Here is a 23,693-nt window from a genome sequence, read left to right as displayed (position 1 = left end):
TTCTTTCTCCTTAAAGTTTAAACCCTCTAATACCGTTATAAATTGATTCACCCTCTTTTAGCGTTAAAATAACTTTTGGAATAAAAGAATCATCTATGACTATAATATCAGCAATTTTTCCTGCTTTAAGCTTTCCTCTATCGTGTAAATTTGCATATTTTGCGGGAGTTGAAGTAATCATTGAAAAACCTTTTGCCAAATCCAAAGAAGTATCTTCTTGCATTCTATAAACAGCTTGAAGCATAGAAGTTGGGTGATAATCTGAACAAAGATATTTACAAACTCCTTCTTTAACTAAATCAATTGCTGCTATATTTCCGCTTTGACTACCTCCTCTTACAATATTTGGCGCACCCATTCCAGTTGCTACGCCTTTATTGACGGCATATTTTGCGACCTCCAAACTTAAAGGGAATTCTGAGATTTTAACTCCTAAGTTTAAAAGCGTATCAAGCTTCTCTACACAATCATCATCATGGCTTAACATAGTAAGCTTATGCTCTTTTGCAAACTCTATTAGCTCTTTGATTTTCTCTTCATTTTTATTCATCTTTTTATCAATAACCGCTTTTATATCCTCTTCATCCAAGCCGTAATATTTTCCGTAATAGTTCTTAAATGAGTCCAAAGATTTAAATTGTCCTTGTCCAGGTGAGTGATCCATTAGAGACAGAAGTTTTACCATACCTTTTGAAATAACCTCTTTTAATGGATTTACTGCCTCACTTGAACTTAATTCAAATCTAGCATGGATAAAATTATCTACTCCCAGATGATTTAAATTTGCATCATATATCTCTTCAATCTGTTTTATTGCAAAATCTACTGATCTCCTTTTTTTAGGATTCTCTTCAAAGCCTATTGCATGAAACATTGTCGTAACACCTGCCATTGAGAGTTTTTTATCAAGTTCTGCTACAGCTAATTGTAGAGGGAAAGTTGCATTTGGTCTTGGTTCTATCTCTTTTTCAATTGCATCTGAATGTAAATCAACAATACCCGGAACAATCTTTTTATCACCTAAATCAACGGCAATACTGTTTTTACCGTATTCATCAATTCTATCAATAACTCTTCCTGTAATAACTACATCAGCAGGAATAAAATTTTCGTTTATAAGTACGTTTTTACTTCTTAAAATCGTTTCCATTAATTTACTCTCTTTAATTTATAAATATTGTCGCTTATCATCTCCATAGCTTCAAGGTCATGGAATATTCCAATCATTGCAACCCCTTGTTTTTTTAGCTCTTTTAGTTTCTCTACAACTTTCATAGTGTTGTTTTTATCCAATGAAGCAGTCGGTTCATCAAGCAGAAGTAATGATTTTGGAGCAATAATCCCTTTTGCTATATTTACCCTTTGCTGTTCTCCCCCTGAAAAAGTTAAAGGAGAGAGGTCAAAAAGCTCCTCTTTTATAGAGAGATAAGCAAGCATCTCTTTTGCTTTTTGTCTTGAAGATGTTTGCTCTTCCCCTTTAAAAATAAGCTGTTGGGCAACAACATCTACGGCACTAACTCTTGGCAAAACTTGTAAAAACTGTGATACATAACCTATTTCTGCATGTCTAAGCTCTAAAATTTCACTTTCGCTTGCTTTTGAAATATCGACTATCTCTTTATTGTCTCTATGAAAAAGAATCTCTCCTTTGGTTGTATTGTAGGTTCTAAAAAGTGTTTTTAAAATAGAAGATTTCCCTGCACCGCTTGGTCCAAACAGAGATAAAAACTCTCCGTTTTTTACACTAAAATTGATATTTTCAAAACCTTTTACTTTCATACCCCCTTGAGTATGGATAGTAAAGTTTTTATTTAAATTTTTTACTTCTAATCTAAGCATTTAAAACAACCTTTAAAGTATTGATGAGACAAGAAGTTGTGTATAAGGATGCTGTGGATCTTCCAAAATCTGGTCAGTTAATCCTTGTTCAACTATTTGTCCGTTTTTCATTACAACTGTAATATCTGTTAAATGTTTGATTACTCCCAAATCATGGGAAACAACAACCATAGCAAAACCTATTTCATGCTGCAACTCTTTGATTAAATCAAGAATTTTTGCCTGTACAGACAGGTCTAAACCTGTTGTAGGTTCATCAAGAAGAAGTATTTTTGGACTTGAGGACAAAGCTTTTGATATCTGAATTCTTTGCTGTTGCCCACCTGAAAAATATTCTGGATAATCATCAATTCTACTTATAGGAATCTCTGTTTTTTCTAAAAAATACAGAGCTTTTTGTCTAATCTCATCATATTTTTTATTTCCACTCATAATAACTTTTTGGGCAATGTTTCCACCAGCTGAAAAGTTATAATTAAGTCCTAATCTAGGATTTTGATAAATCATTGACATTAAAGAGTTTCGCAAAAATGATAATTCATTTAGATTTGCATCTAAGATATTTTTTCTATCTCCGTTTTTACCAATAAAATCTTTTACAAATATCTCTCCGCTTGTAGCTTTTTGATCTTGGTAAATAAGCTGCAAAAGAGTCGATTTTCCGCTACCGCTTTCTCCTACTATTCCTAAAACTTCCCCTTTTTTTAAGTTTAAATTTACACTGTTTACTCCAACTACGCTTTTACAAGAGGGGCAAATAGAGCTGTTAAAATTAGCTCCTGTGTTTGTTAAACAATTAGGACAAGAGTTACCGAATATTTTTGATACATTTTTTAAATCAAGAACCATCACTCTTCTCCTTCTTTTAAATTACAATCACAAAAATCCGTATCATTGCAGTAGTAGTGAACTTTTCCTTCATCATCATAAACTTCATCAATAAAACTGTTACTGCTTCCGCATTTTTCACAAACTTTGCCTTCAAAATTTTCAATATTAAACTCTCTATCTTCAAATTTCAAAGGTTTAACTTTTGTATATGGAGGAATTGCATATATTTTTTTCTCTCTTCCTGCTCCAAATAGTTGTAAAGCTTTACAATTATTCAGTTTCAAAGTATCATATTTGGGTATTGGACTTGGGTCCATAGCATATCTTTTATTTACAATTACAGGGTATCTGTTAGAGATTCTTGAATCACCGTATAAAGAGGTATCTTCATATAATAAAACCCATAATTTTGAGTAATCTGCATTTGCATGCATAATTTTTGCTTTTGCCGTATTTGGTTCAACCGTTTCAAGAATATCGGGCATTGGAACTTGAAAAACCAAAGTTTGGTTTTCATTTAATTCAAGTTCAGGAACCCTGTGTCTTGTCTGTATTATTGTTGCTTCTTTTGTGCTTGTAGTTGTTTCTACATTTGTAACGGAGTTTATAAAATTTCTAATATTTACTGCATTTACGCTTCCGTCACAACCTTGGTCGATTACTTTTAAAATATCTTTTTCATTTATAAGAGAAAGGGTTACTTGAAGTCCTCCTGTTCCCCAACCTCTTGCAACTGGCATCTCTCTGCTTGCAAAAGAGACAATATATCCGGGGATTGCAATAGCTTTTAAAATAGCTCTTCTAATCTCTTTTTTTGCCTCTTCATCTAAAAATGCATATCTCATTTTAACTTTTCCTCTTTTTCTTTCGCATATTTTTTAGCTGATTTAAATATTTGATAATCTGTTTGAAAGGTAACATAATGAGGAAGTTTATAGTGATTGCAAAATCCAAAAGACTCTATTCCGTCCACATGATGCATTATCATCTCAAAGTCTGCTGCAACAATCTGTTCAGTTCCAACACTATAAGAGTTGTTATACAAAGTCAAATCAATAATAGACATTGATATAGCTTTTGTCTCATTTTTCCCAAAACAGAAACCAAATCCCGTTGTTAATTTAGTCTCTCCATTTTCATCACTGTTAAAAGTACCGACACTTTCAACAGCAGTTGCCTCAATGGAACCTACTTTTACCTCTTTTTTTAAAAAAGGGTGCGTAAATTTAATATCAAGTTCCCCTACTCTTAAGTCTCCAATTGTTGGATGAACATCTCCATATCCTCTCATAGATGTGTATGAAAAACCAAGAAGAGTTCCGCTTTCACCTCTACTCATAACTTGTAAAAGTGCACTTCTTGGATATGGTGCAGTCGGGAAACTTCTGGTAATATCCCAAGTTGTTTTCTCTTTTGGAAGTTTTTTTATTAAATTATCTTCCCTTAAAGGAGTAAGAGCTGATTTTATTATATTTGATGAAGTTCCAAAATCTTCAATATTTATCTCTTCTTTTTTTAATTCAACCAATAACTTAATCTCATAATCATTTGAAGCACCTAAAAGCTGCCCTCCTTCAATATCTTTAAATGCAGAAGAGATTCTTCTATGAAGCCTCATCTCATTTACATCCAGAGTTTTACAAGGTCCTACTCTTTGGCAAGAACTTCTATGGGCTCTTAAAAAAAATGAGGCATTTAACAAATCTCCAGCACTTCTTTTTATAGCTTTGCTTGCTAGTTTTTTTGAATATAAGGAGCCTTCGCTTATTACTTTATCAATAGAAAAAGTAAATGCTTCAATTAAATCTTCATCTTTAATTTTTTGTGCTTTTTTAGTAAGTTTTTTATAAAAATCAAGGGAGTTTTTTATAGCTTCTTCTCCCCCTTTTATTGCATAATAAGCCATTAGACAACCTCCACTTTTGTGGTTCTAGACAAAGCAATAAGTCTTGAATCTTCATCTATAAAAAAGATTTCATTGCCTAAAGGAAAAGTTGCATTTTTTTCATTAAATAGTTCGATAAAATCTTTATTTACAGGAAGAGTCGTCTCTTTTATCTCATCTATTCCAGGACCTCTTAGTCTTACTTGTGTTTTATTGAAATTTTTGCATTTAAATATATAAGTTGAAGAGAATTCCGGATCTTTTGATGTACCTATTTTACCTTTTGAAAAAAGTTCTCTATTAATTTCATCACAAAAAACATAATCTGCACTATTTTCATCATCCTCTTTTGAGTTTGTTATTGCTTTAATTAATTCAAACTCTTCAATACCTCTATAAAAGTGGCTTACTTCTGCATATAAAAGAGTATTTGCAAGGGCTAAAAAAGATGAATCAAAAACAGGAGTGATTTTTTCAATAGTTCCCGGTTTTGATAATACATTCATCATAACTCTAAAATTTTCTCTGTTTAATCTTTCTAAATCAATTGTATCCATGAAAATACCTTTACATCAAATCAAAAGAGACTCTTGTTGAGTTAACTCTTTGATTTAGTTTTCGACTCTTTTTATTCTCTTTACTTCTTGCCGTTTCCAATAAAGTTTTAATTTCCTCTTTAAAAATATTTGCTTCAAAAGAGGCATCTAAAACAGCTGTATACAAAGAGAGCTCTTCATTGGAATCTATAACCATAGACCACCCTTTTGTTTTATCAACTTCAACAATAGTTGATGTAACTAAAACTTCTCCCGCATAAAACTCTGAATCTGAAATAGGATCTTTTACAGGAACAAGCAGAGTTTGTTCAGTTGGTTTAGACAAAATCTTAATTTTATATTTTTTATCTATTTTGTTATAAATCTTTTTTAACTCTTTTAACTCAGTAATCTGTGCTAAATCATTAATATTTTCTCTTTTCATTTTTATATAAACCTTTTTCTTATAATTGCACTTAACTTATCTAAGGACCAAACCGTAATAACAATTACTATAATAATTGAACATACGTCACCGTTTTCAAAAGCTCTCATTTTGTCAAAAAGATAAAAGCCTATTCCTCCCGCACCTACAAATCCTAAAATTGATGCGCTTCTAACATCTGATTCAAATCTATAAAGAGCCATTGATACAAAATGAGGCAGAGTTTGAGGAATAACTGCGTAAACCAAAACTTTAATAAACCCGGCACCTGTTGTTGCCAAAGCTTCAACGGGACCTGGATCAATAGATTCATTTCCTTCACTTAGAAGTTTGGATAAAACTCCTGCCGTATGAACAGCTAATGCTAATATACCTGCCATTGGTCCAAGACCGACTGCACTTACGAAAATAAGTGCCCAGATAATTTCATTAATAGATCTACAAATATTTGCTATTAATGTAGCACTTCCATATATCACTCTTTTCATAAGCAAATGAAGAGGTGTTTTCCCCGGAATTAAGATATCCAAAATATTTCTTGAACTCATGTATGATAATGGAACTGCTACAATCACAGATAAAACCAAAGCAATAATCGCCATTTCTATTGTTTCAAGCATTGAAAATACATAAGTTTTTAAATCCTCACTATTTAAATTTGGAGGGAAGAATCCACTGTTTGAGATATTTGGATTACCCGATAGATAATCAACCATATAGTCCCATCCACTAATAAGTGAGCTAATACTCATCTCCGTATCTTGCCAGCTCTTAAAAAAAATCAATAGTAAAATAATAATTATTATTGACTTTGTAAAAGAAAAAGGGTTTGATTTCTCTTTTAACTCTTGAACATTCATTATCTATCCTTGAAATTTTGCAGGCTTAAAGCCTGCTTTTAATTCTTTTATTTTTTGTTTTTTAGCTCATTTTTTAGTTTAATAAGATCTCTTACAGGATTATAAACAGAGTCATCACCTTTTATAAAACCTCTGTTTTTAAGTCTTTTTAGTCCTTCTTTATCGTTATAAGAAACAAAAGCACCTTTTAATGCCATTTTTAAAGATGTAGGAAGATCTTTTCTTGCAGCCATCGGAGCGCCTGGAATTAAATCAGAAGTCCAGATAATATTAAAATCATCTCTACTCCACTGTTTTCCTACACCTCTGTTAAAGTCCAAATTATTAGTTGAAGCTGCATCAACTTTTCCTGCTTTAACAGCTAAAATAGAGGCTTCATGTCCTCCTGAATAGATAACTTTTGAAAAATATTTTTTAGGGTCGATACCTTTTTTAGAAAACATAACAGTTGGAACTAAAGTTCCCGAAGTAGATTGAGAAGAGGTAAATGCCCAAGTTTTACCTTTTATATCAGCCAAAGATTTAAGATTGCTTCCTTTTTTTGTAATAATAGTTCCATTATACCCAGGAAGCCCAGATTCACCGTCTACTTCAACTACCAAAGCTTCGGCATTGGCTCTTTTTGCCGCTTCCACATAAGATTTTGGTCCAAAATAAGCAACATCGATATGTTTATGCTGCATACCTGTAATAATTCCCGTATAATCCCCTGCTAATTTAAGCTCAACTTTTATACCTAAAGTTTTTGCCAAATAATCAGCAAGCGGTCCGAAATTCTCTTTCATAGAAGTTGAACCTGCAACAGGGATTACACCAAAGGTAATTTTATCAGGCCATTTTTCCTGTGCAAACATAGATGAAACACTTAAACCTAAAACCAAAGCACTCGCTGTAAGTTTTTTAATTAAACTCATTTTTATTCCTCTTTTATGATATTTTTTATGCCTATTAATTTACGGCATAGATTTTTTCTACTAACTTATCCGTTAGTTTTTCGCTGTTGTCGTCAAAGACTACTCTTCCACCGTTTACACCTACGATTCTGTTACAGTACTCTTTGGCATACTCCAAATGATGAAGATTTGTAATAACCGTTACTCCATACACCTCGTTAACTCTTTTTAAAACTTCCATAACTTTTTTTGCACTTTTTGGATCAAGTGCAGAGACAGGTTCATCTGCTAATATAATCTTTGGTTCAGCGGCTAAAGCACGCGCGATTGCAACACGCTGTCTTTGACCTCCCGAAAGTTCATCACACCGTTTTAATGAATGTTTTGTAATATCAACAATATCCATATACTCTTTTGCTTTTTCCAACTCCTTATTCTTATAAAGTTTTAAAATAGCCCTAGTCAAAGGGATATCTTTTAACATTCCGCTTACTACATTATCAAGTACGCTAAGTCTATCTACTAGATTGTAACCTTGAAAAACAACACCAATCTGCTCTCTTAATTTAATTAGGTTTTTCTTCTTTATATTCTCCAAATCAATATCTAAAACTTCAAACTTTCCGTTAAATACTTTTATGCCTCCTGTTATAGACATAAGAAGAGTTGATTTTCCTGCTCCGCTTGGTCCGATTATTCCTATAAATTCACCTTTTTTTACTCTAATATTTACATCATTTAAGATTTTCTCTTTTTTATACCCCAAAGTAAGGTTTTTCATCTTTATCACGGGTTTTTCTCCTAATTAAATTAAATCTACTTTTATTTTTACGGCATCTGCTCTTGAATAAGAGGTTCCATACTCCACAAATTCACCTTTTTGATTTTTGGAAATTGTTGTTGCAGCAATTACAGGTGTATTTGAAGGCATCATTAAAAGTTCGCTTATTTCAGCACTTGGATTCTTAGCTTCAAAAATTGTAGAGATTTTTGTTATTTCCATATTTGGATAACATCTATTTAAGACTCTATATAAAGACAGAGGTTTAATATCAAGATTATTTATTATTTCCCTATAAATAAAAGCATCAAAATATGAATAACTAACTGCAATAGGTAAATCATTGGCAAAACGTAAAAGTTTTAATTCTATTACTTTTAATTTTTTACTTAAACCTAAATTTTTTGCAATATCATCTGTAGGTTCTATAATATCTGCACTTATTAGTTTTGTTTTAGGTTCATATCCCAAATCTAAAATTTTTTGGGAAAAAGAGCTTTTTTCTGAAATAGAGTAAGGAACTTGAATATTAGAGATAAAGTTACCTTTTCCCTTTAGGGTATAAATCACCCCTTCATCTTTTAATAAAGACAAAGCTTGTCTTACAGTGTGCCTGTTTACCCCAAACTCTTTTGCAAAAATATTTTCAGAAGGCAGCTTATCGCAACAGCTGTATTTTTTATCTTTTATATTTTTTAAGATCTGTTCATAAAGTTCTACATATAAGGGTTTTGAAACACTCTTTGACAAAATTTCGCCTTTGTTTTCTTGTCTATACAAGATTTATGGCGAAAGTATAAGAAAGCTCAATTACATATAAGTTACAAGTTGTCTATACAAGTAAAAACAGTTGTATAGAGAAAAAAGAAGTAGATTAGTTGCAATTATCTTTTTTAGAGAGATATTTTAACTCTTCACAAGAAAATCCCGCTTTTTTCCTTGCTTCAAAATTTAGATCATATTTTCGTCTGCTGCTTCCAGGGAAAACCTTTTCAAGCATTTGTAAATATGTCTCTTCAGGATTTAAATTTTCCAAATTACAAGCATATTTAAACCATTTATCTCCTTTATATACGTGAAATATCTCCTCTTCTAGAATTACATTTAATGCTTTTAATATCTTTTTATTAAATTCATCGGGATTGGAGATAAGTTTTTCCATGATTTTTGGATTTTGTTCTAAACCGTTTGCCTCTAAATATCTTGGAACAACTGCCATTCTTGAAACTAAATCGGGTGTTTTTTTCATAGCTTCAAAAAGATTAGTATGAACCTCAAGTTCTCCGTAATAAGAGCCTAATTCAAGAAGAAGTTTTTCTATCATTTCAAAGTGTCTAATCTCATCATCGGCAACTTCCAACCAATCTATATAAAACTCTTTTGGCATATTAGCAAATCTTAAAGCGGCATCCAAAGCTAAATCAATAGCTGAATACTCTATATGAGCTATTGTGTGAAGGAGATTTATTTTACCCTCTTTTGTATTTACGTATTTTCTTTTAATTACTTTTTGAGGAGGAACAATTTTCAATATTTTAAAGTATGAAGGTTCACTCATTTTATAAGGAAAATAATTTTTTTCAAAATCTAAGTTATTTTTTAAAAATTCTTTGTAAAACTTTCTGAATTTGGAGATTTTATCCCCCGATTTTTCTTCTAAAATGATATTTTCTAACAATTTATAATATTTCATAAACTACCTTACAGCTCTAATTATATATACTATATTAACTAATTAATAATTAAAAGTAATTATAGGAGAAAAATGAGTATAAAAATGCAACCGATGGGTGAATATCAAACAAATTGTTATATTGTTACAGTAAATGATAAAGAGTTTATTATAGATCCGGGAGTAAACGCAACAACTTGGGTTAAGAATAATGTAAAGAATCCTATTGCAATTTTAAATACTCACGGACATTTTGATCATGTTTGGTCAAATAAAGAGCTTAGTGAACTTTTTAATATAAAAATTTATACTCCCAAAGACGATAACTTTATGCTGGAAAAAGATCCCTACGGTTTTGGGATGCCTCCTTCAAGTGCAGATTATCTAGTAGAGCATGATGAAGAACTTGATTTTGACGGGATAAAAGTAAAATTTCATTTTTTCCCGGGACATACTCCCGGATGTTCTGCTATAGAATTAGACGGCAACTTATTTTCCGGTGATTTTATTTTTAACGGTTCTATAGGAAGAACGGATTTCCCTTTTTCAAATCCAAATGATATGAAAAGAAGTATAGACAAAGTTTTACAATGGGATAGAAATATAAGAATATATCCAGGTCACGGTCCTGCAACTTCTTTAAATCAAGAAAGAATCTCTTTGGAAAACTGGAAGAACTATTTATAAGAGTAAATATGAATATCAATAAATATAATTTTGAAGCAATAATTGCATTAAATGATTACCTTATAACTGTTAAGAAGATAGAAGATATCTTTGAACACCTCTCTTCATATTTAGAAGATAATCTGTGTGTCAATAAAGTAGAGATAAAACTTAGAGATAAAATACTTTTTAGAAAATTTGAAGAAGTAAAGGGTTTGAAAAAAAGAAGTTTTGAAATCTATTTAAATAAACAAGACAGCTTGAGTGTTTTTATTCATTATTTTGAAAATGAAACAGAAAATATAAACGAATGTTTTGATTTTATAAAAATAATTTTTAAAATAGTATCCCAAACTATATATAACAGATATTTAGAGTTTAGACTTCATGAATCAAATTTAAAAGATAGTTTAACAGGACTTTATAACAGACAATATGTAAATGAGTATTTACGAACAATGTTGCCTCTATCAAAAAGAGAACAGAAAAAAGTGGCATTTTTAAAGGTCGGTATTGATCATTTTAAAGCCGTAATTGATGAATTTAATTATGAAATAGGAGATAGAGTTTTAAAAGAGTTGGCAAAAAGTCTGGAAAGTTCAGTAAGAAAATCAGATATTGTTGCTAGAATAGAATCAGACGAGTTTTTAATAGTCTTGCATAATATAACAAATGAAAATAATGCTATAATGATAGCAAATAAGATTATAGAAAACTTTAAAGATGTTAAAGTTATAGTAGATGAAGATAATAACCAAACACTTATGAAAACGATATGTATGGGAATTTCAATATATCCTGATGATGCAGAGAGAGTTGAAGAGATTTTCAGATCATCGGATATTGCTTTATATGAAGCAAAAAATAGAGGTAGAAGTCAACTTTTTAAATTTAAAAAAGGTGACGATACAATTGAATTATTTTAAGGTGGAATATGAAAAATAGCATTTTAGAACTGGTTAAAAAATCTTCACATGATGAAGAAGCCTATAAAGCTTTAGAAAAAATTTACCAGCTTTACGATCAACTTCAATACTCTTCTAATATAAAACAGATGGCAGAAGATATATATGTTTGGCTGCATACAAACTTTAATATTGACAATGTAACTTTTGCACTTTTTGATATAGAAAGAAATAATAGGGAGAATATATTTGTAGAAGGAGATGAATTCTATTTAGATGATGATATGTCTTTCTTTTTTATTATAAATACGCATACAGCTCTTAATGCTATAGTCTCTTTTTGTGCAAATTCAAAAGAACAACATGAAGAGATTTCAAAACAATATAATATAATTGAAGCAGCCCTTTTTCAAATTTCACCGATACTTCAAAACGGTATAATAAAGAAAAATTTTATTGAAACTCTATCTTTAGACTCTGTAACAAAAGTTTATAACAGACACTATTTAATAGAAAACCTAAACAAACAAATGAACTTGTCAAAAAAAGAGTATAACAGCGTATATTTTCTAATGATAGGAATCGACCATTTTAAAGCAGTAATTGACGAGTTTGACCATGATATTGCAGATCAAGTCTTAATTGAACTTGCAAAAATCATTCATACAAATATATCCGAGTTTGATATGGTTGCAAGATTAAGCGGAGATGAGTTTCTAATTTCCATGTTAAGTTCAAACAGTGAAGAAGAGATTAGAAAAATTGCCCAAAATATAATAGATGATTTCAGTAAAGTTGAAGTAATAGTAAGTGAAGACGGACAAACCTTGAAAAAAACCGTTTGTGTGGGGATTGACGTTTTTGATACCCATGACAAAAACGATTCAATCGACAAAACGATAAAAAATGCGGATATTGCCCTTTATGAAGCAAAAAACAGAGGAAGAAGCCAACTTTTTAACTATAAAGATTTAAAGGTTGAAGATACAATAGAACTTTTTTAAGTTATTGTATTTTCTTTGCTTTCATATATACTCTTTTAGGCGCAGGATAGCCCTCTACAGTTTTATTTTTATCATTAGGGTCTAAAAAATCTTCCAAACTTTGTTCAAAAGACCAAGCTGTTTTTCTTTGCTCCTCACTTGTTGTTGTAGTCGTGGCAATTACTTCAATGTCTTCAAAGCCTGCTCTGCTTAACCAATTTTTAAGTGCAGGAATTGTGGGAATAAAATAGATATTAGGAATTTTAGAGTATCTTTTGTTTGGAGTCAGACAAATTTCCTGCTCTCCATCTATCATAAAAGTATCTATTATAATTTCACCTTTGCTGTTTAATCCTTTTGCCAGGGATTTTAATGTTCCGACAGGATCTGCTCTATGATATAGAACTCCTAACATAAAGATAAAGTCAAACTTATGATTGTAATACTCTAAATGTTCAACTCCTAACATTTCGTAAATAATATCAGATTTTACAAAATGATTTACAAATTCAAATTGGTGTAAAGTCAAAGCAGAAGGATCAAATCCTACTAATCTTTTAGGTTTGTCTTCTAACATTCTAAACATATAATAACCGTTATTACACCCAATATCCGCAACTACTTTATCTTTTAGATTAAAATACGGTCTGATTAAATTATATTTTATATTACTTTGCCATTCACTGTCAATTTCAAGTCCGAAAATTTTAAAAGGACCTTTTCTCCAAGGTATAAGTTTTTTTGCCGTCTCTTCTACTAAAGCAAACTCTTCTTCACTTAAGTCTTCTCTTTTTCCTATACTGAACCAATCACCGTAAGAGACTTCCAAATTCTCTTTTTCGATTTTAAAAACTTTTAAAAGCTGGTTGTACCAAGGTAACACGTTTTTCCAACTTCTACACTCATTTTTTTTCTGTTTTAATTTTTCTAAATCCATACGCAATTATATTCTTAATTTATTAAATAGATGATTACAATCAAGGAGTAAAGAAACTCTTTTTTGTTATAATCTCGAGATTTTTTTGAAATTTATATGACTACACGTAAATTTCATGTTACAAATGTATAATTTATTATTATAGTATAAAAAGGATTTATATTGAAGAAATTTTCGCAATTCTTATTCTCCTTTAAAACAACACTTACTCTATTGGCAATATTAGCCATAGGTGCAGGGGTTGCTACTTTTATTGAGAATGATTATGGAACGTCTACTGCAAGAGTACTGGTTTATAACAATATCTGGTACGAAACAGCTTTAGTTTTAACAACAATCAATCTAATTGGAATAATTATTAGATTTAAAATGTGGAAACACCCCCCAAGATTTATTTTCCACCTCTCTTTTGTCGTTATATTATTAGGAGCCGGGGCTACTAGATATATAGGATATGAAGGAATTATTCATATTAGAGAAGGCGATACCGTAAATACAATGATATCTTTGGAACCGTATTTACAAATTAAGATACAACAAAAAGATGGTACTTTTTATAAAGAGTATCCTATGGAATTTGCAGCTTCTTCTTTAAGAAAAGGTATGCAAGAAGAGGCTTCAAGAGGTATTGTTGAAGTTTTAGGAGAGATACATAACAGATTTGATCATAATATAAAATTTTCAGATAAAACACTTAACGTAAAATATGCAGATTACCTAGTTAGTAAAAAAGGTAGTGCTGAAATGGGAATTTTAACTCTTGATTTAACACTAAACGGAGAAACAAAAACTGTAAGATTGCCAGGGAAAAGAGGACAAAACGGTATTCCTAAAATCGAAGATTTCGGAGATACAGTTGTAACTTTGGAGTACGGTTCAAAAAGATTAACTCTTCCATTTTCTATGAAATTAAGAGATTTCCAGCTTGATAGATATCCCGGAAGTATGGCACCGTCTTCATATGCTTCAGAAGTTACGGTTATAGAAGAAGACGGGAAAAGTTATGATTATAGAATTTTTATGAATAGAACTTTACATGAAGGAAACTTTTTATTTTTCCAAAGTTCATATGACCAAGATGAAAAAGGAACCATATTGTCAGTAAATAACGACCCTGGGAAATGGCCTACTTATTTAGGATATTTTTTATTAACGTTAGGTCTTATTTGGAATCTTTTTGATAAAAAATCAAGATTCTGGAAAGTTACTAAATATGTAAGTACAAGAAATGCAGCGGTTGCTTTTGTTGCAGCTATGTTATTTGCCTGTACTCCAAACAATTTACAAGCAGCAGATACTACAAATACTCACGGGTTGGATTTAGAAAAAGCAAAACACGATATGACTGCATATTTGGAAAACTTCCAAAAAACTTCAAAACAGACTGCCGAAAATTTTTCAAAAATCGTAGTTCAAAGCCACGGCGGAAGAATGAAACCTTTAAACACTTTAGATCATGAAATCGTAAACAAACTTAGCGGTAAAAGTTCAATGTTTGGAATGAACTCGGATCAAATTGTTTTAGGTATGCTTACCCGTCCTGAAATTTGGAGAAATGTTAGAATTATAAAAATAAAAACTCCGAAATTAAAAAAAGTTTTAGGTATTGACCCATCAAGAAAATATTTGGCATTTGCCGAAGTATTCGATAAAGAAGGAAGATATAAATTGGCTCAAGAGGCACAAAGAGCTTCAATGACTAATCCAAATGAAAGAGGAACTTTTGAAAGAGAAATTATCAAACTTGATGAAAAATTAAATATCTCTTATTTAGTTTATAACGGAAATCTTTTTAGAATCTTTCCTCAACAAAATGCGGATGATAATAACAGATGGTATAATCCTTTAGAAGCAATAAACAGTTTTAAAGGGGATAATCAAGTAGCAATAGAAGCTTTGGTTAGAGGTTTTATAAATTCGGTTATCAATGAGAATTGGGAATTATCGGATAAATTTATTGATATGATAATCAAATACCAAACAAAAGTAGGTTCAGAAGTAATGCCTCCTCAATCTCAAATCGATAATGAAATTTTATTTAATAAATTATCTTTATTTCCTAAATTAACGGTTGCGTATATTATTTTAGGTTTGATTATGCTTATTGCGGCATTTATAATAGTATTTAATCCAAAAATCAAACCTAAAAAAGCAACTTTCATTTTCTTTATTTTATTATCTATTTTATTTGCATTTCATACTTTCGGTATGGGATTTAGATGGATTATTTCAGGTCACGCCCCTTGGTCGGATACATATGAATCACTACTTTATATCTCTTGGTCGGCAGTATTTGCAGCGGTAATTTTCTTTAGAAAATCACTATTGGCATTAAGTGCAGGTGTTATTGTTGCCGGTATCTTTATGTTTACGGCACACTTAACAAGTATTGATCCTCAAATCACAAATCTGGTACCTGTTTTAAAATCATATTGGCTTACAATTCATGTTTCGGTTCTTACGGCTTCATACGGATTCTTTGGACTTGGTGCAATTTTAGGTTTTATGTCTTTAATTATGTTTATATTTAGAAAAAACAGACCTCATATGGATGAAAATATCAAATATATCACGGCAATCAACGAAATTGCATTAATTATAGGTCTTAGCGCAATTACCATAGGAAACTTCTTAGGAGGTGTTTGGGCAAATGAATCTTGGGGTCGATATTGGGGATGGGATCCAAAAGAGACTTGGGCTTATGTATCAATCGTAGTTTATGCAATAGTTGTACATACTAGATTTATCAAAGCACTAAACAACCCGTTTGCTTTTTCTGTGGCATCGCTGTTGGCATTTAGTACTATCTTAATGACTTACTTCGGTGTAAACTTTTATCTTTCGGGAATGCATTCATATGCAACAGGAGATCCTGTTCCGATTCCTATGTGGGTATATTATGTTACAGCTTTAGTATTTCTTACTATTGCTCTTGCATATAAAAACAGAGATTTTACCCAAAAATAGTGTTACTTCAAGTAGCAAAATAATAACTTAGGTCATTATTGACCTTGGTTAACTTACTTTAAAACTTTTTTTTAATAACATTACATATTAGTTTTAACTTTACTACAAGACTCATTTTCCAGCTATAAGAAGGTCAAACTCTAATGGATCAAAATAGATTAAAAAGTATTATTAATATTACAAAGAAATTAAGCGTATTGTATCTTGAAGATAATGTCGATGTAAGAAACCAAACTCTTAAAATGCTAAATCTTTTTTTTGAAGATATTGAAGTAGGAACAAACGGAAATGAAGGACTGACTCTTTTTAAAGAGAGAAACAAATATGAATCAACTTCTTTTGATTTAATTATCACAGATATAGAGATGCCTGAAATTGACGGTATTTCGATGATAAATAAAATACGGGAATTTGATAAAAAAATACCTATTCTAATCTTTTCTGCCCACAGTAGAACAGACTATTTTTTAAAAACTATTGATGCGGGTATTGTAGGATATATACTAAAACCATATAATATCGAACAAATTTCAAACTCCTTGGAAAAACTAATAGAAAAAGAGGATTTAAGTTATTTAAACGAACATATTTTAGTTTTAGAACACGGTTTTATTTGGAATAGTGAAAAAAATACTCTTTATAAAAATGAAGAGATAGTAAAACTTACAAAATCGGAATTAAAACTTTTTAGACTCTTTTCAAATACTAAAACTGCTTTAAAAAGTTATGATGATATTGAAATATATATATTCGGAGATATAACTTCAAATACTAAAAGAGTGAGAAATCTTATGTCGAGACTAAAAACTAAACTTGATTTTGATCTATTTGAATCTATCTACGGACATGGATACAAATTAAAATATAAAAAAAATTAAATTTAAAATTACACCACAAAAGATTAATTTATGAAAATATTAAAAATTCTCTTCTTCTTATCTATAATAACACTACATCTAACTGCAAAAGATAATATAAATATAAATTTAACGCAAGAAGAGAAAGCCTATTTAAAAGCTCATCCTGTCTTAAAGATCAACAACAGTTTAAACTATCCCCCTTTTAATTACAACCAAAACGGCATTGCAAAAGGTTTTTCCGTTGAGTATATGAATCTTTTGGCAAAAAAACTTGGTATAAAGATTAAATATATAACAGGTCCCACATGGGAACAATTTATAAAAATGTTAGAAGAAGATAAGCTTGATGCAATTATAAATATAGTAAAAACTAAACAACGGGCAAAAGAGATAGACTTTTCTTTAATATACCACACCGAAGCAAATACTATTTATGTAAGAAAAGGCGATGAAACAGTAGACTCACTTGAAGATCTTAATAATAAAACACTAATTTTAATAAAAAGCTCTTTTGTCCAAGAATCCATAAAAAAATATTATCCCAATATAAAACAGATATTAGCAGATAATATACTTGAAGCTATTACAAAACTATCCAAAGGTGAAGGAGATGCCATAATAGGCAAAAAAAATGTCTTTGATTATATAATTTCAAAAAATGAGATTTCAAATATTATTCCTACAAACTATGTTGATGATAACAGAATGGTAAGTCTTATTAGAATCGGAGTAAACAAAAAAAATTCACTTTTAAAAGAGATTATAAAAAAAGCACAAAGAAGCGTAAGTGACTCTGAAATGCTGGATTTAAAGAAAAAATGGTTTGGAACAAAAGAGCATGAACCAATAACCATAAAAAACTTTTTAACCAAAGATGAAATCAATTATATCTCAAAAAGAAAAGTTTTCAGAGTATGTACAAGAAAAGATATAAGACCTATTGAGTTTAAAGAAAACGGTTTATATAAAGGAATCGTGATTGATATTTTAAATCAGATTTCGGACTTTACTGATATGAGATTTGATTTTGTTGAAACTAACTCTTGGGATGAAGCAAAACTTTTTTTAAAAAGAGGAAGATGCGATTTTATATCTACAGTTGCAAACGGAAATGAGGTAATTGATTTTGCCAATACTACAAAAATATTTTTAAATTACAAATTAGCAATAATCACTCAAAAAAACAAACCTGTAGTATCCAGTCTAAAAGATATTTTAAACAAAAAAATAGCTATTGAAGAAAATTCCGATTTTATTCCTCTTTTAAAAGCAATAAATCCCGGTATAAAAATTCTAAAAACAAAATCACACAGAAAGTCTTTGGAAGCAGTCAGTTTAGGTGAAGCTTATTTTGCCTTGGAAGCTCTACCTATTGCTTCATATTATATATCCAAATATTCAATGAAAAATTTGTATATTTCAAGATATACGGGCATGTCTTACAGTATAAATATGGCAATAAACAAAAACAATGAAAAACTGCTTCATATTTTAAATAAATCTCTTAGTATGATTCCTAAAAGTCAATACAGAGAGATTCTTAACAAATGGACTACAATCTCTTTTGAAACAATTTTCGATTTTACATATTTTTGGGAAATAGCAATTATTTTAATACTTTTATCTTCAATTTTTGCATATAGACACTATTTATTAAATAAACTAAACAAAGAACTTACCCTTGCAAATGAAGAGATAGAAAAAAAGACCATAGAACTTGCAAAACAAAAGCTTCTATTTGAAACCTTGTATAATAAAGCAGCAGACGGAGTAATACTTATCTCCGAAGGGAAATTTTACAGCTGCAATGAAGCTATGTTAAAAATTTTAAAATATAAAAAAGAGGAACTTTTAAATAAAACAATAACTGATATTTCTCCTAGAAATCAACCCTCAGGAGAGTTATCTGCCCAAGAGGCAAAAGATTACTTAAAAAGAACTCTTAAAAAAGGCGTAACAAATTTTGAATGGATACTTACAAATAAAGATATGGAAAATATCTGGGTAGAGATAGTTTTTACTGCAATAGAGATTGAAAACAAAAAAGTAATCCATGCCGTAATCAGGGATATTACAAAAAGAAAACTTTTAGAACAAGAGCTTGAAGATTTGAATATTAATCTTGAAAAAAGAATTAAAAAAGAGATTAAGAAAAATGAAATCAATACTCAACAATTAATACAACAAAGCAGACTGGCACAAATGGGTGAAATGATCTCTATGATTGCCCATCAATGGAGACAGCCTCTCTCAGCTATTTCAGCTACTACAAATAATCTTATTTTAAAAATGATTATAGATGAAAAAGTAGATAAAGAGTATTTTGATAAAGAGTTAAAACTAATAACGGACTATTCTCAATATCTCTCTTCTACGATTGATGATTTTAGAAACTTTTTTAAATCTGATAAAGAAAAAATTGTATTTGAATTAAAAGATATTATAGAAAAATCTCTTTCTATGATAAAAACATCATTGGATGCAAGATCAATAATAGTTATTAAGAATATTGATTCAAAATGCAAACTCTTTACTTATCCGGGAGAACTTCAACAAGTTATTTTAAATATACTTAAAAATGCAGAAGATGCTCTAACGGAAAGAAGAGTATCAAATAGAAAAATATCTATAAGTACAAAACAGGAAAACGGTAATTTTATAATAATAAATATTTCCGATAACGGAGGAGGAATAAAAGAAGCAATACTTGATAAAATTTTTGATCCCTATTTCTCTACCAAAAATAAAAGGGACGGAACCGGGCTTGGTCTTTATATGAGTAAAATAATTATAAATGAACACTGCGAAGGAAATCTAAAAGTAAAAAACGGTGACGAAGGCGCAATTTTTTCAATTGAGTTGCCTATCTTAAAAGAAGAGGAGAACTCTGATGTCACATGATATAAAAGAGATGATGGAGTTTGGAAAAGATTTAAAAGTTCTTTTTGTCGAAGATAATCAAGAAGTCAGACTTCAACTAAAAAAACTGCTTAAAAATTTTTTTTATAGTATCGATGAAAGTGAAGACGGCATCCACGCTTTTGAAATGTATGAAAATTTTAAAATCAAAACAGATAGTTTTTACGATTTGGTGATTACCGATATTAGTATGCCAAGATTAAGCGGCATAGAATTATCTAAAAAAATGATAGAAAAAAATCCAAATCAACTTATTCTTATAATGTCTGCACACACAGAATCTGAAAAACTTATTGAACTTATAGATATAGGAATATATAAATTTGTTCAAAAACCTATTGACCATACTGTTTTATTGGACTCTTTATGCTCAGTTATTAGAAAAATAAAAAAACAAAAAAAATTTATGGAGATGGAGAAAAAATTTAAAGAGATAAAAGATAATAATACAATCTTAAATAAAATGGCAATTACCGATAAATTGACCTCAATTTACAACAGAAGATATATTGACAATAAACTTTTTGAAAGTTTTCAAAATCTTGAAAGCTTTTCACAAAAAGAGTTATCTGTTATTTTTATAGATATAGATGATTTTAAACAGATTAACGATAACTTCGGTCATATAACAGGAGATGAAGTATTAATTACTTTTTCTCATATAATAAAAAAACATATAACAAATGAAATATTCGGAAGATGGGGAGGAGAAGAGTTTATTATTATCTGCAATAATAAAAATCTGCAACAAAGTTTCAATCTAGCAGAAAAAATCAGAATATCCCTAGAAGAGTATAAATTCAACAAAGTACATAAACTAACCGCAAGTTTCGGCATTGCCTCATATGAAAAAGGAGACAGTGTTTCAAAACTATTGGAAAAAGCAGATTCAAATCTTTATATAGCTAAAGATAACGGGAAAAACAGAGTTATAGTTTAAACTTAACTTCTTTGTAAAAATATGTTAAAATACACCATGAGAATTTTTTTTATTTTATTAACACTTCTGAATTTCTTGTTTGCTTATGACAAGAATTTCTCTTATCGTAAATATAATCATGTAGAAAACTTTTACAAACCTTTGATTAAAGAGACCGTGGATATAGCTTTAAAGTATAACCTTCCTCCTGCAGCCATACTTGCAATAGCAAGTGTTGAGTCAGGATACGGAAGAGGATATGTTGCTTTAATAACCGGAAATATTCTAAGTCTGGGAGCAAATAAAGATGAAAAAGCACTTCCTTCGGTTTATCTTCCAAATATAAAAAATCCTTACAAAGTTTTATATAATAAAGAAGAGATAAAAAAGTACAAAAAAAGTGACCTTGTTTGGAAACAAAGACCCAAAAGTTTGAAAAAAGATTACAGACCGCAGAATATTTCAGGTACTACAAAAGATTTGGATTATTTCGATTTCTATAAAAAAAGAAGAAAAGAGGCAAATCTTAAAAACATAGAAGACTTTTGTTCAAAATGGATAAGTCTAAATAATAAGTTTAAAGTATTTAAAGAAGCAAGAGCCTTAATAAACAAAAGAGTAAAACAACACGGGAAAGAGATTCTTTTTTCAAAAGAGTTAAATGTAGAGTTTATAAATAGCATAGGAGGAAAGAAAAACTCTTTTAACTATAGAAAAAGCTGGCCAAAAAAAGTAACTGCCGTATTAAATAAAACAGGTTTAGTAAAACTATCAAAAGATATTTATAAAAACAAAGATTTTAACAAAGTGTGGTAGATAAAAATCTACCTACCCTGTTATAACTCTTCTAGTTTTTTATCATATTGAGCAATAATTTCATCTAATTTTAACTGGTTTTCTTCCAATAGTTCAAACTTCTGCTCAATCTCTTTTTCATATTTTGAAATTTTTTGAGATAACTCTATAATCTTACTGTTGTCGCCTTGATTTGAAGCTTGGATAAGTTCCGACTGCTCTGCTTCTAATAGATCTTCTATCTCAATAATTGAGGTTTCCAGTTTTTCAACTGTTTTTTTCAAAGGAGAAGTTTGTTTATTTTTTTCTTGAATTATTGAAGCTCTTAACTTCTTATTCTCTTTTTTATTTACTTTAGGAGTTTTTTTTACTTTTTCTTCTGTCTCTTCTTCATCCCAACCGATTTTTTCTAAAAATTCATCATAAGTTCCGTCAAAATATGAGGCACCGTTTTTAGAAAATACAATTAGTCTATCGCAAACTTCTCTTAGAAGTTTTTCGCTGTGGGTTACTATGATAGAAGAGCCTTTAAAATTTTTAATAGCTTTTGTTAAAGAATCAATAGATTGCATATCAAGATGGTTTGTAGGTTCATCCAAAAAGAGAAGATTTACGTCTTTTGCCAATATCTGCCCTAACATCACCCTGCTCTTTTCTCCACCTGAGAGCAATGATATCTTTTTCTTAACATCATCACCGCTAAACATCATTGAACCGCAGATTCCTCGAACAGTAGATTCAGGCAGTTTTGAATTTGCAACATAGATTTCATCCATAATTGTATTATTTGGATTTAAATGAGCTATATTTGTTTGCCCAAAATGCCCGAAAGTTGTACTTACCTGATAATCTATAGTTCCACTTAAAGCAGTCAACTCTTTTGCTATTGTATTTAATAAAGTTGATTTCCCTTTACCATTTTTACCTATAATCCCCAAAGTTTCACCTTTTTTAAGAGAAAAAGAGATATCTTTAAAAAGAATATTATCTTTTGTATATCCAAAAGACAAATCTTTTACATCTAATAAAACTTTTGCAGGAGTATCTTTATAGTTAAAATCAAAATCTAAGTTTGATTCATCAACTTGAGAGCTCATCTCATCCATTTTTTCAAGAAGTTTTACTTTTGATTGAGCTTGCGCAGCAGTTGAGGCTCTGGCTTTGTTTTTAGCAATAAAATCCTCTAACTCTTTTCTTTTTTTATCTTGCGCCTCTTTTTGTTTTTCATAATGTTCATCATTTGCTTCAAGCTGTGCATAAAACTTATGAGTATTTCCTTCTAATATAGATAAACTTTTTCTTACGATTCCCATAGTGTGAGTACAGACATTATCCATAAAATCTCTATCATGGGTAATAAGTATTACTTCTCCGTCAAAGCTTTTTAAAAAGCTTTTCAGCCATCTTAAAGACAAAATATCCAAATAGTTTGTCGGTTCATCAAGAAGTAAAAGATTTGGCTCTGTTATTAAAAGTTTAGCTAGATTTATACGAATTTGATAACCGCCTGAAAAAGATAAAGGATCTTTTTCCAAATCCTCTTGACTAAAGCCAAGACCAAAAAGGATTTTTTCGACTTTATAAATAGAGTATTTATCATCTTCACTTAAAGCCAATGCCGTCTCATCTCTTAATGTTTTTTCAGTAAATACCAAATGCTGTTTTAATGCTCCAATCTTATACCCTTTAGGAATCAAAATCTCCCCGTCATCTACTGATTCTTCACCTAATATAAGTTTAAAAAGCGTAGATTTCCCGGTACCGTTCCTTCCTACCAGCCCTACTCTTTGTCCCTGCCCTAATATAAAGTTTAGATTTGTAAATAGTGTTTTTTCTCCAAAATGTTTTGAAAGGTTCTTTAGTTGTATCATAATGCTCTTTATTTTTATAAATTAATTTGTTTTTTAAATATGGGATTATATGATAATGTGGGTTATAAAATAGTTTATTGTTACTTTTCAAAAGCCTTTTTATTTTATATTTGACAATTATGTCTAAAT

Annotated in this window: 22 protein-coding genes; 8 read left to right on the top strand and 14 right to left on the bottom strand. The window is 30.1% G+C overall.

Going from position 1 to position 23,693, the window contains the following annotated elements; genetic code table 11:
- Positions 1–10: 10 nt before the first annotated feature.
- The 12 genes from AANAER_RS07055 to AANAER_RS07000 form a co-directional block, all read right to left on the bottom strand.
- Positions 11–1,150, bottom strand: a complete 1,140-nt coding sequence (locus AANAER_RS07055; protein WP_129081596.1) for an alpha-D-ribose 1-methylphosphonate 5-triphosphate diphosphatase — start codon at positions 1,148–1,150, stop codon at positions 11–13.
- Positions 1,150–1,839: a phosphonate C-P lyase system protein PhnL gene (phnL, locus tag AANAER_RS07050; RefSeq protein WP_129081595.1), complete on the bottom strand. Its 690-nt coding sequence runs from the start codon at positions 1,837–1,839 to the stop codon at positions 1,150–1,152. Before phnL ends, AANAER_RS07055 begins: the two co-directional genes overlap by 1 nt.
- Positions 1,840–1,851: 12 nt before the next feature.
- Positions 1,852–2,688 carry an ATP-binding cassette domain-containing protein gene (locus AANAER_RS07045; RefSeq protein WP_129081594.1) on the bottom strand — a complete coding sequence of 279 codons (837 nt, stop codon included), beginning with the start codon at positions 2,686–2,688 and terminating at the stop codon, positions 1,852–1,854.
- Positions 2,688–3,515, bottom strand: coding sequence for an alpha-D-ribose 1-methylphosphonate 5-phosphate C-P-lyase PhnJ (locus AANAER_RS07040; RefSeq protein WP_129081593.1), 828 nt, complete (start codon positions 3,513–3,515; stop codon positions 2,688–2,690). The genes AANAER_RS07045 and AANAER_RS07040 overlap by 1 nt, the downstream gene beginning before the upstream one ends.
- A complete protein-coding gene (locus AANAER_RS07035) occupies positions 3,512–4,576 on the bottom strand; it encodes a carbon-phosphorus lyase complex subunit PhnI (RefSeq protein ID WP_129081592.1) in 1,065 nt (354 codons plus the stop codon). Before AANAER_RS07035 ends, AANAER_RS07040 begins: the two co-directional genes overlap by 4 nt.
- On the bottom strand, positions 4,576–5,112 hold the full coding sequence (phnH, locus tag AANAER_RS07030; RefSeq protein ID WP_129081591.1) for a phosphonate C-P lyase system protein PhnH: 537 nt from the start codon (positions 5,110–5,112) through the stop codon (positions 4,576–4,578). The genes AANAER_RS07035 and phnH overlap by 1 nt, the downstream gene beginning before the upstream one ends.
- A 10-nt stretch (positions 5,113–5,122) precedes the next feature.
- Entirely contained in the window at positions 5,123–5,536 is a 414-nt protein-coding gene (locus AANAER_RS07025; protein ID WP_129081590.1) for a phosphonate C-P lyase system protein PhnG, read from the bottom strand.
- A 2-nt stretch (positions 5,537–5,538) separates the two neighbouring features.
- Positions 5,539–6,396 (bottom strand): phosphonate ABC transporter, permease protein PhnE, encoded by an 858-nt coding sequence (gene phnE, locus AANAER_RS07020; protein WP_129081589.1) that lies wholly within the window; start codon positions 6,394–6,396, stop codon positions 5,539–5,541.
- 47 nt (positions 6,397–6,443) lie between these two features.
- Positions 6,444–7,310, bottom strand: a complete 867-nt coding sequence (gene phnD, locus AANAER_RS07015; protein ID WP_164969331.1) for a phosphonate ABC transporter substrate-binding protein — start codon at positions 7,308–7,310, stop codon at positions 6,444–6,446.
- Positions 7,311–7,344: 34 nt separating this feature from the next.
- Entirely contained in the window at positions 7,345–8,070 is a 726-nt protein-coding gene (gene phnC, locus AANAER_RS07010) for a phosphonate ABC transporter ATP-binding protein (protein WP_228711140.1), read from the bottom strand.
- A gap of 24 nt (positions 8,071–8,094) precedes the next feature.
- Complete coding sequence (locus tag AANAER_RS07005; RefSeq protein ID WP_129081586.1) at positions 8,095–8,820, bottom strand: GntR family transcriptional regulator; 726 nt, start codon at positions 8,818–8,820, stop codon at positions 8,095–8,097.
- 124 nt (positions 8,821–8,944) lie between these two features.
- Positions 8,945–9,763 (bottom strand): ferritin-like domain-containing protein, encoded by an 819-nt coding sequence (locus tag AANAER_RS07000; protein ID WP_129081585.1) that lies wholly within the window; start codon positions 9,761–9,763, stop codon positions 8,945–8,947.
- Positions 9,764–9,835: 72 nt separating this feature from the next.
- Here AANAER_RS07000 and AANAER_RS06995 point away from each other — a divergent pair, with 72 nt between their 5' ends.
- From AANAER_RS06995 to AANAER_RS06985, 3 genes are read left to right on the top strand one after another with little or no spacing between them, the layout of a single operon-like run.
- The gene (locus AANAER_RS06995; RefSeq protein ID WP_129081584.1) at positions 9,836–10,429 is read left to right on the top strand and encodes an MBL fold metallo-hydrolase; all 594 of its coding nucleotides are present in this window, start codon (positions 9,836–9,838) and stop codon (positions 10,427–10,429) included.
- Positions 10,430–10,437: 8 nt separating this feature from the next.
- Complete coding sequence (locus tag AANAER_RS06990) at positions 10,438–11,334, top strand: GGDEF domain-containing protein (RefSeq protein WP_129081583.1); 897 nt, start codon at positions 10,438–10,440, stop codon at positions 11,332–11,334.
- Positions 11,335–11,342: 8 nt separating this feature from the next.
- A complete protein-coding gene (locus AANAER_RS06985) occupies positions 11,343–12,317 on the top strand; it encodes a GGDEF domain-containing protein (protein WP_129081582.1) in 975 nt (324 codons plus the stop codon).
- Between the two features lies 1 nt (position 12,318).
- On the opposite strand, the gene cmoB is transcribed toward AANAER_RS06985, so the two are convergent.
- Entirely contained in the window at positions 12,319–13,233 is a 915-nt protein-coding gene (gene cmoB / locus AANAER_RS06980; protein ID WP_129081581.1) for a tRNA 5-methoxyuridine(34)/uridine 5-oxyacetic acid(34) synthase CmoB, read from the bottom strand.
- 162 nt (positions 13,234–13,395) lie between these two features.
- On the opposite strand from cmoB, the gene ccsA reads away from it, so the two are divergent.
- The 5 genes from ccsA (at position 13,396) to AANAER_RS06955 (ending at position 21,714) form a co-directional block, all read left to right on the top strand.
- Positions 13,396–16,200, top strand: a complete 2,805-nt coding sequence (gene ccsA / locus AANAER_RS06975; RefSeq protein ID WP_129081580.1) for a cytochrome c biogenesis protein CcsA — start codon at positions 13,396–13,398, stop codon at positions 16,198–16,200.
- 143 nt (positions 16,201–16,343) lie between these two features.
- Complete coding sequence (locus tag AANAER_RS06970; protein ID WP_129081579.1) at positions 16,344–17,078, top strand: response regulator transcription factor; 735 nt, start codon at positions 16,344–16,346, stop codon at positions 17,076–17,078.
- Positions 17,079–17,108: 30 nt separating this feature from the next.
- Positions 17,109–19,961 (top strand): transporter substrate-binding domain-containing protein, encoded by a 2,853-nt coding sequence (locus tag AANAER_RS06965; protein WP_129081578.1) that lies wholly within the window; start codon positions 17,109–17,111, stop codon positions 19,959–19,961.
- Positions 19,951–20,919: a GGDEF domain-containing response regulator gene (locus AANAER_RS06960; RefSeq protein ID WP_129081577.1), complete on the top strand. Its 969-nt coding sequence runs from the start codon at positions 19,951–19,953 to the stop codon at positions 20,917–20,919. Before AANAER_RS06965 ends, AANAER_RS06960 begins: the two co-directional genes overlap by 11 nt.
- Positions 20,920–20,955: 36 nt before the next feature.
- On the top strand, positions 20,956–21,714 hold the full coding sequence (locus tag AANAER_RS06955; RefSeq protein WP_129081576.1) for a hypothetical protein: 759 nt from the start codon (positions 20,956–20,958) through the stop codon (positions 21,712–21,714).
- A 20-nt stretch (positions 21,715–21,734) separates the two neighbouring features.
- Here the strand turns inward: AANAER_RS06955 and AANAER_RS06950 are convergent, their stop codons facing one another.
- Complete coding sequence (locus AANAER_RS06950; RefSeq protein WP_129081575.1) at positions 21,735–23,564, bottom strand: ABC-F family ATP-binding cassette domain-containing protein; 1,830 nt, start codon at positions 23,562–23,564, stop codon at positions 21,735–21,737.
- Positions 23,565–23,693: the final 129 nt, after the last annotated feature.

Origin of the sequence: Halarcobacter anaerophilus (assembly GCF_006459125.1) — a bacterium.
Lineage (GTDB): Bacteria > Campylobacterota > Campylobacteria > Campylobacterales > Arcobacteraceae > Halarcobacter > Halarcobacter anaerophilus.
The sequence above is the reverse complement of the archived record's forward strand: the minus strand, read 5'-3'. Positions and strand labels throughout refer to the sequence as shown.

Coding starts and splice junctions, on each gene's coding strand:
- AANAER_RS06965 (WP_129081578.1), top strand. CDS start 17,109: ATGAAAATATTAAAAATTCTCTTCTTCTTATCTATAATAACACTACAT.
- phnL (WP_129081595.1), bottom strand. CDS start 1,839: ATGCTTAGATTAGAAGTAAAAAATTTAAATAAAAACTTTACTATCCAT.
- phnE (WP_129081589.1), bottom strand. CDS start 6,396: ATGAATGTTCAAGAGTTAAAAGAGAAATCAAACCCTTTTTCTTTTACA.
- phnH (WP_129081591.1), bottom strand. CDS start 5,112: ATGGATACAATTGATTTAGAAAGATTAAACAGAGAAAATTTTAGAGTT.
- AANAER_RS07000 (WP_129081585.1), bottom strand. CDS start 9,763: ATGAAATATTATAAATTGTTAGAAAATATCATTTTAGAAGAAAAATCG.
- AANAER_RS07035 (WP_129081592.1), bottom strand. CDS start 4,576: ATGGCTTATTATGCAATAAAAGGGGGAGAAGAAGCTATAAAAAACTCC.
- AANAER_RS06960 (WP_129081577.1), top strand. CDS start 19,951: ATGTCACATGATATAAAAGAGATGATGGAGTTTGGAAAAGATTTAAAA.
- phnC (WP_228711140.1), bottom strand. CDS start 8,070: ATGAAAAACCTTACTTTGGGGTATAAAAAAGAGAAAATCTTAAATGAT.
- phnD (WP_164969331.1), bottom strand. CDS start 7,310: ATGAGTTTAATTAAAAAACTTACAGCGAGTGCTTTGGTTTTAGGTTTA.
- AANAER_RS06990 (WP_129081583.1), top strand. CDS start 10,438: ATGAATATCAATAAATATAATTTTGAAGCAATAATTGCATTAAATGAT.
- AANAER_RS07025 (WP_129081590.1), bottom strand. CDS start 5,536: ATGAAAAGAGAAAATATTAATGATTTAGCACAGATTACTGAGTTAAAA.
- AANAER_RS07055 (WP_129081596.1), bottom strand. CDS start 1,150: ATGGAAACGATTTTAAGAAGTAAAAACGTACTTATAAACGAAAATTTT.
- cmoB (WP_129081581.1), bottom strand. CDS start 13,233: ATGGATTTAGAAAAATTAAAACAGAAAAAAAATGAGTGTAGAAGTTGG.
- AANAER_RS06995 (WP_129081584.1), top strand. CDS start 9,836: ATGAGTATAAAAATGCAACCGATGGGTGAATATCAAACAAATTGTTAT.
- AANAER_RS06950 (WP_129081575.1), bottom strand. CDS start 23,564: ATGATACAACTAAAGAACCTTTCAAAACATTTTGGAGAAAAAACACTA.
- AANAER_RS06970 (WP_129081579.1), top strand. CDS start 16,344: ATGGATCAAAATAGATTAAAAAGTATTATTAATATTACAAAGAAATTA.
- AANAER_RS07040 (WP_129081593.1), bottom strand. CDS start 3,515: ATGAGATATGCATTTTTAGATGAAGAGGCAAAAAAAGAGATTAGAAGA.
- AANAER_RS06955 (WP_129081576.1), top strand. CDS start 20,956: ATGAGAATTTTTTTTATTTTATTAACACTTCTGAATTTCTTGTTTGCT.
- AANAER_RS07045 (WP_129081594.1), bottom strand. CDS start 2,688: ATGGTTCTTGATTTAAAAAATGTATCAAAAATATTCGGTAACTCTTGT.
- AANAER_RS06985 (WP_129081582.1), top strand. CDS start 11,343: ATGAAAAATAGCATTTTAGAACTGGTTAAAAAATCTTCACATGATGAA.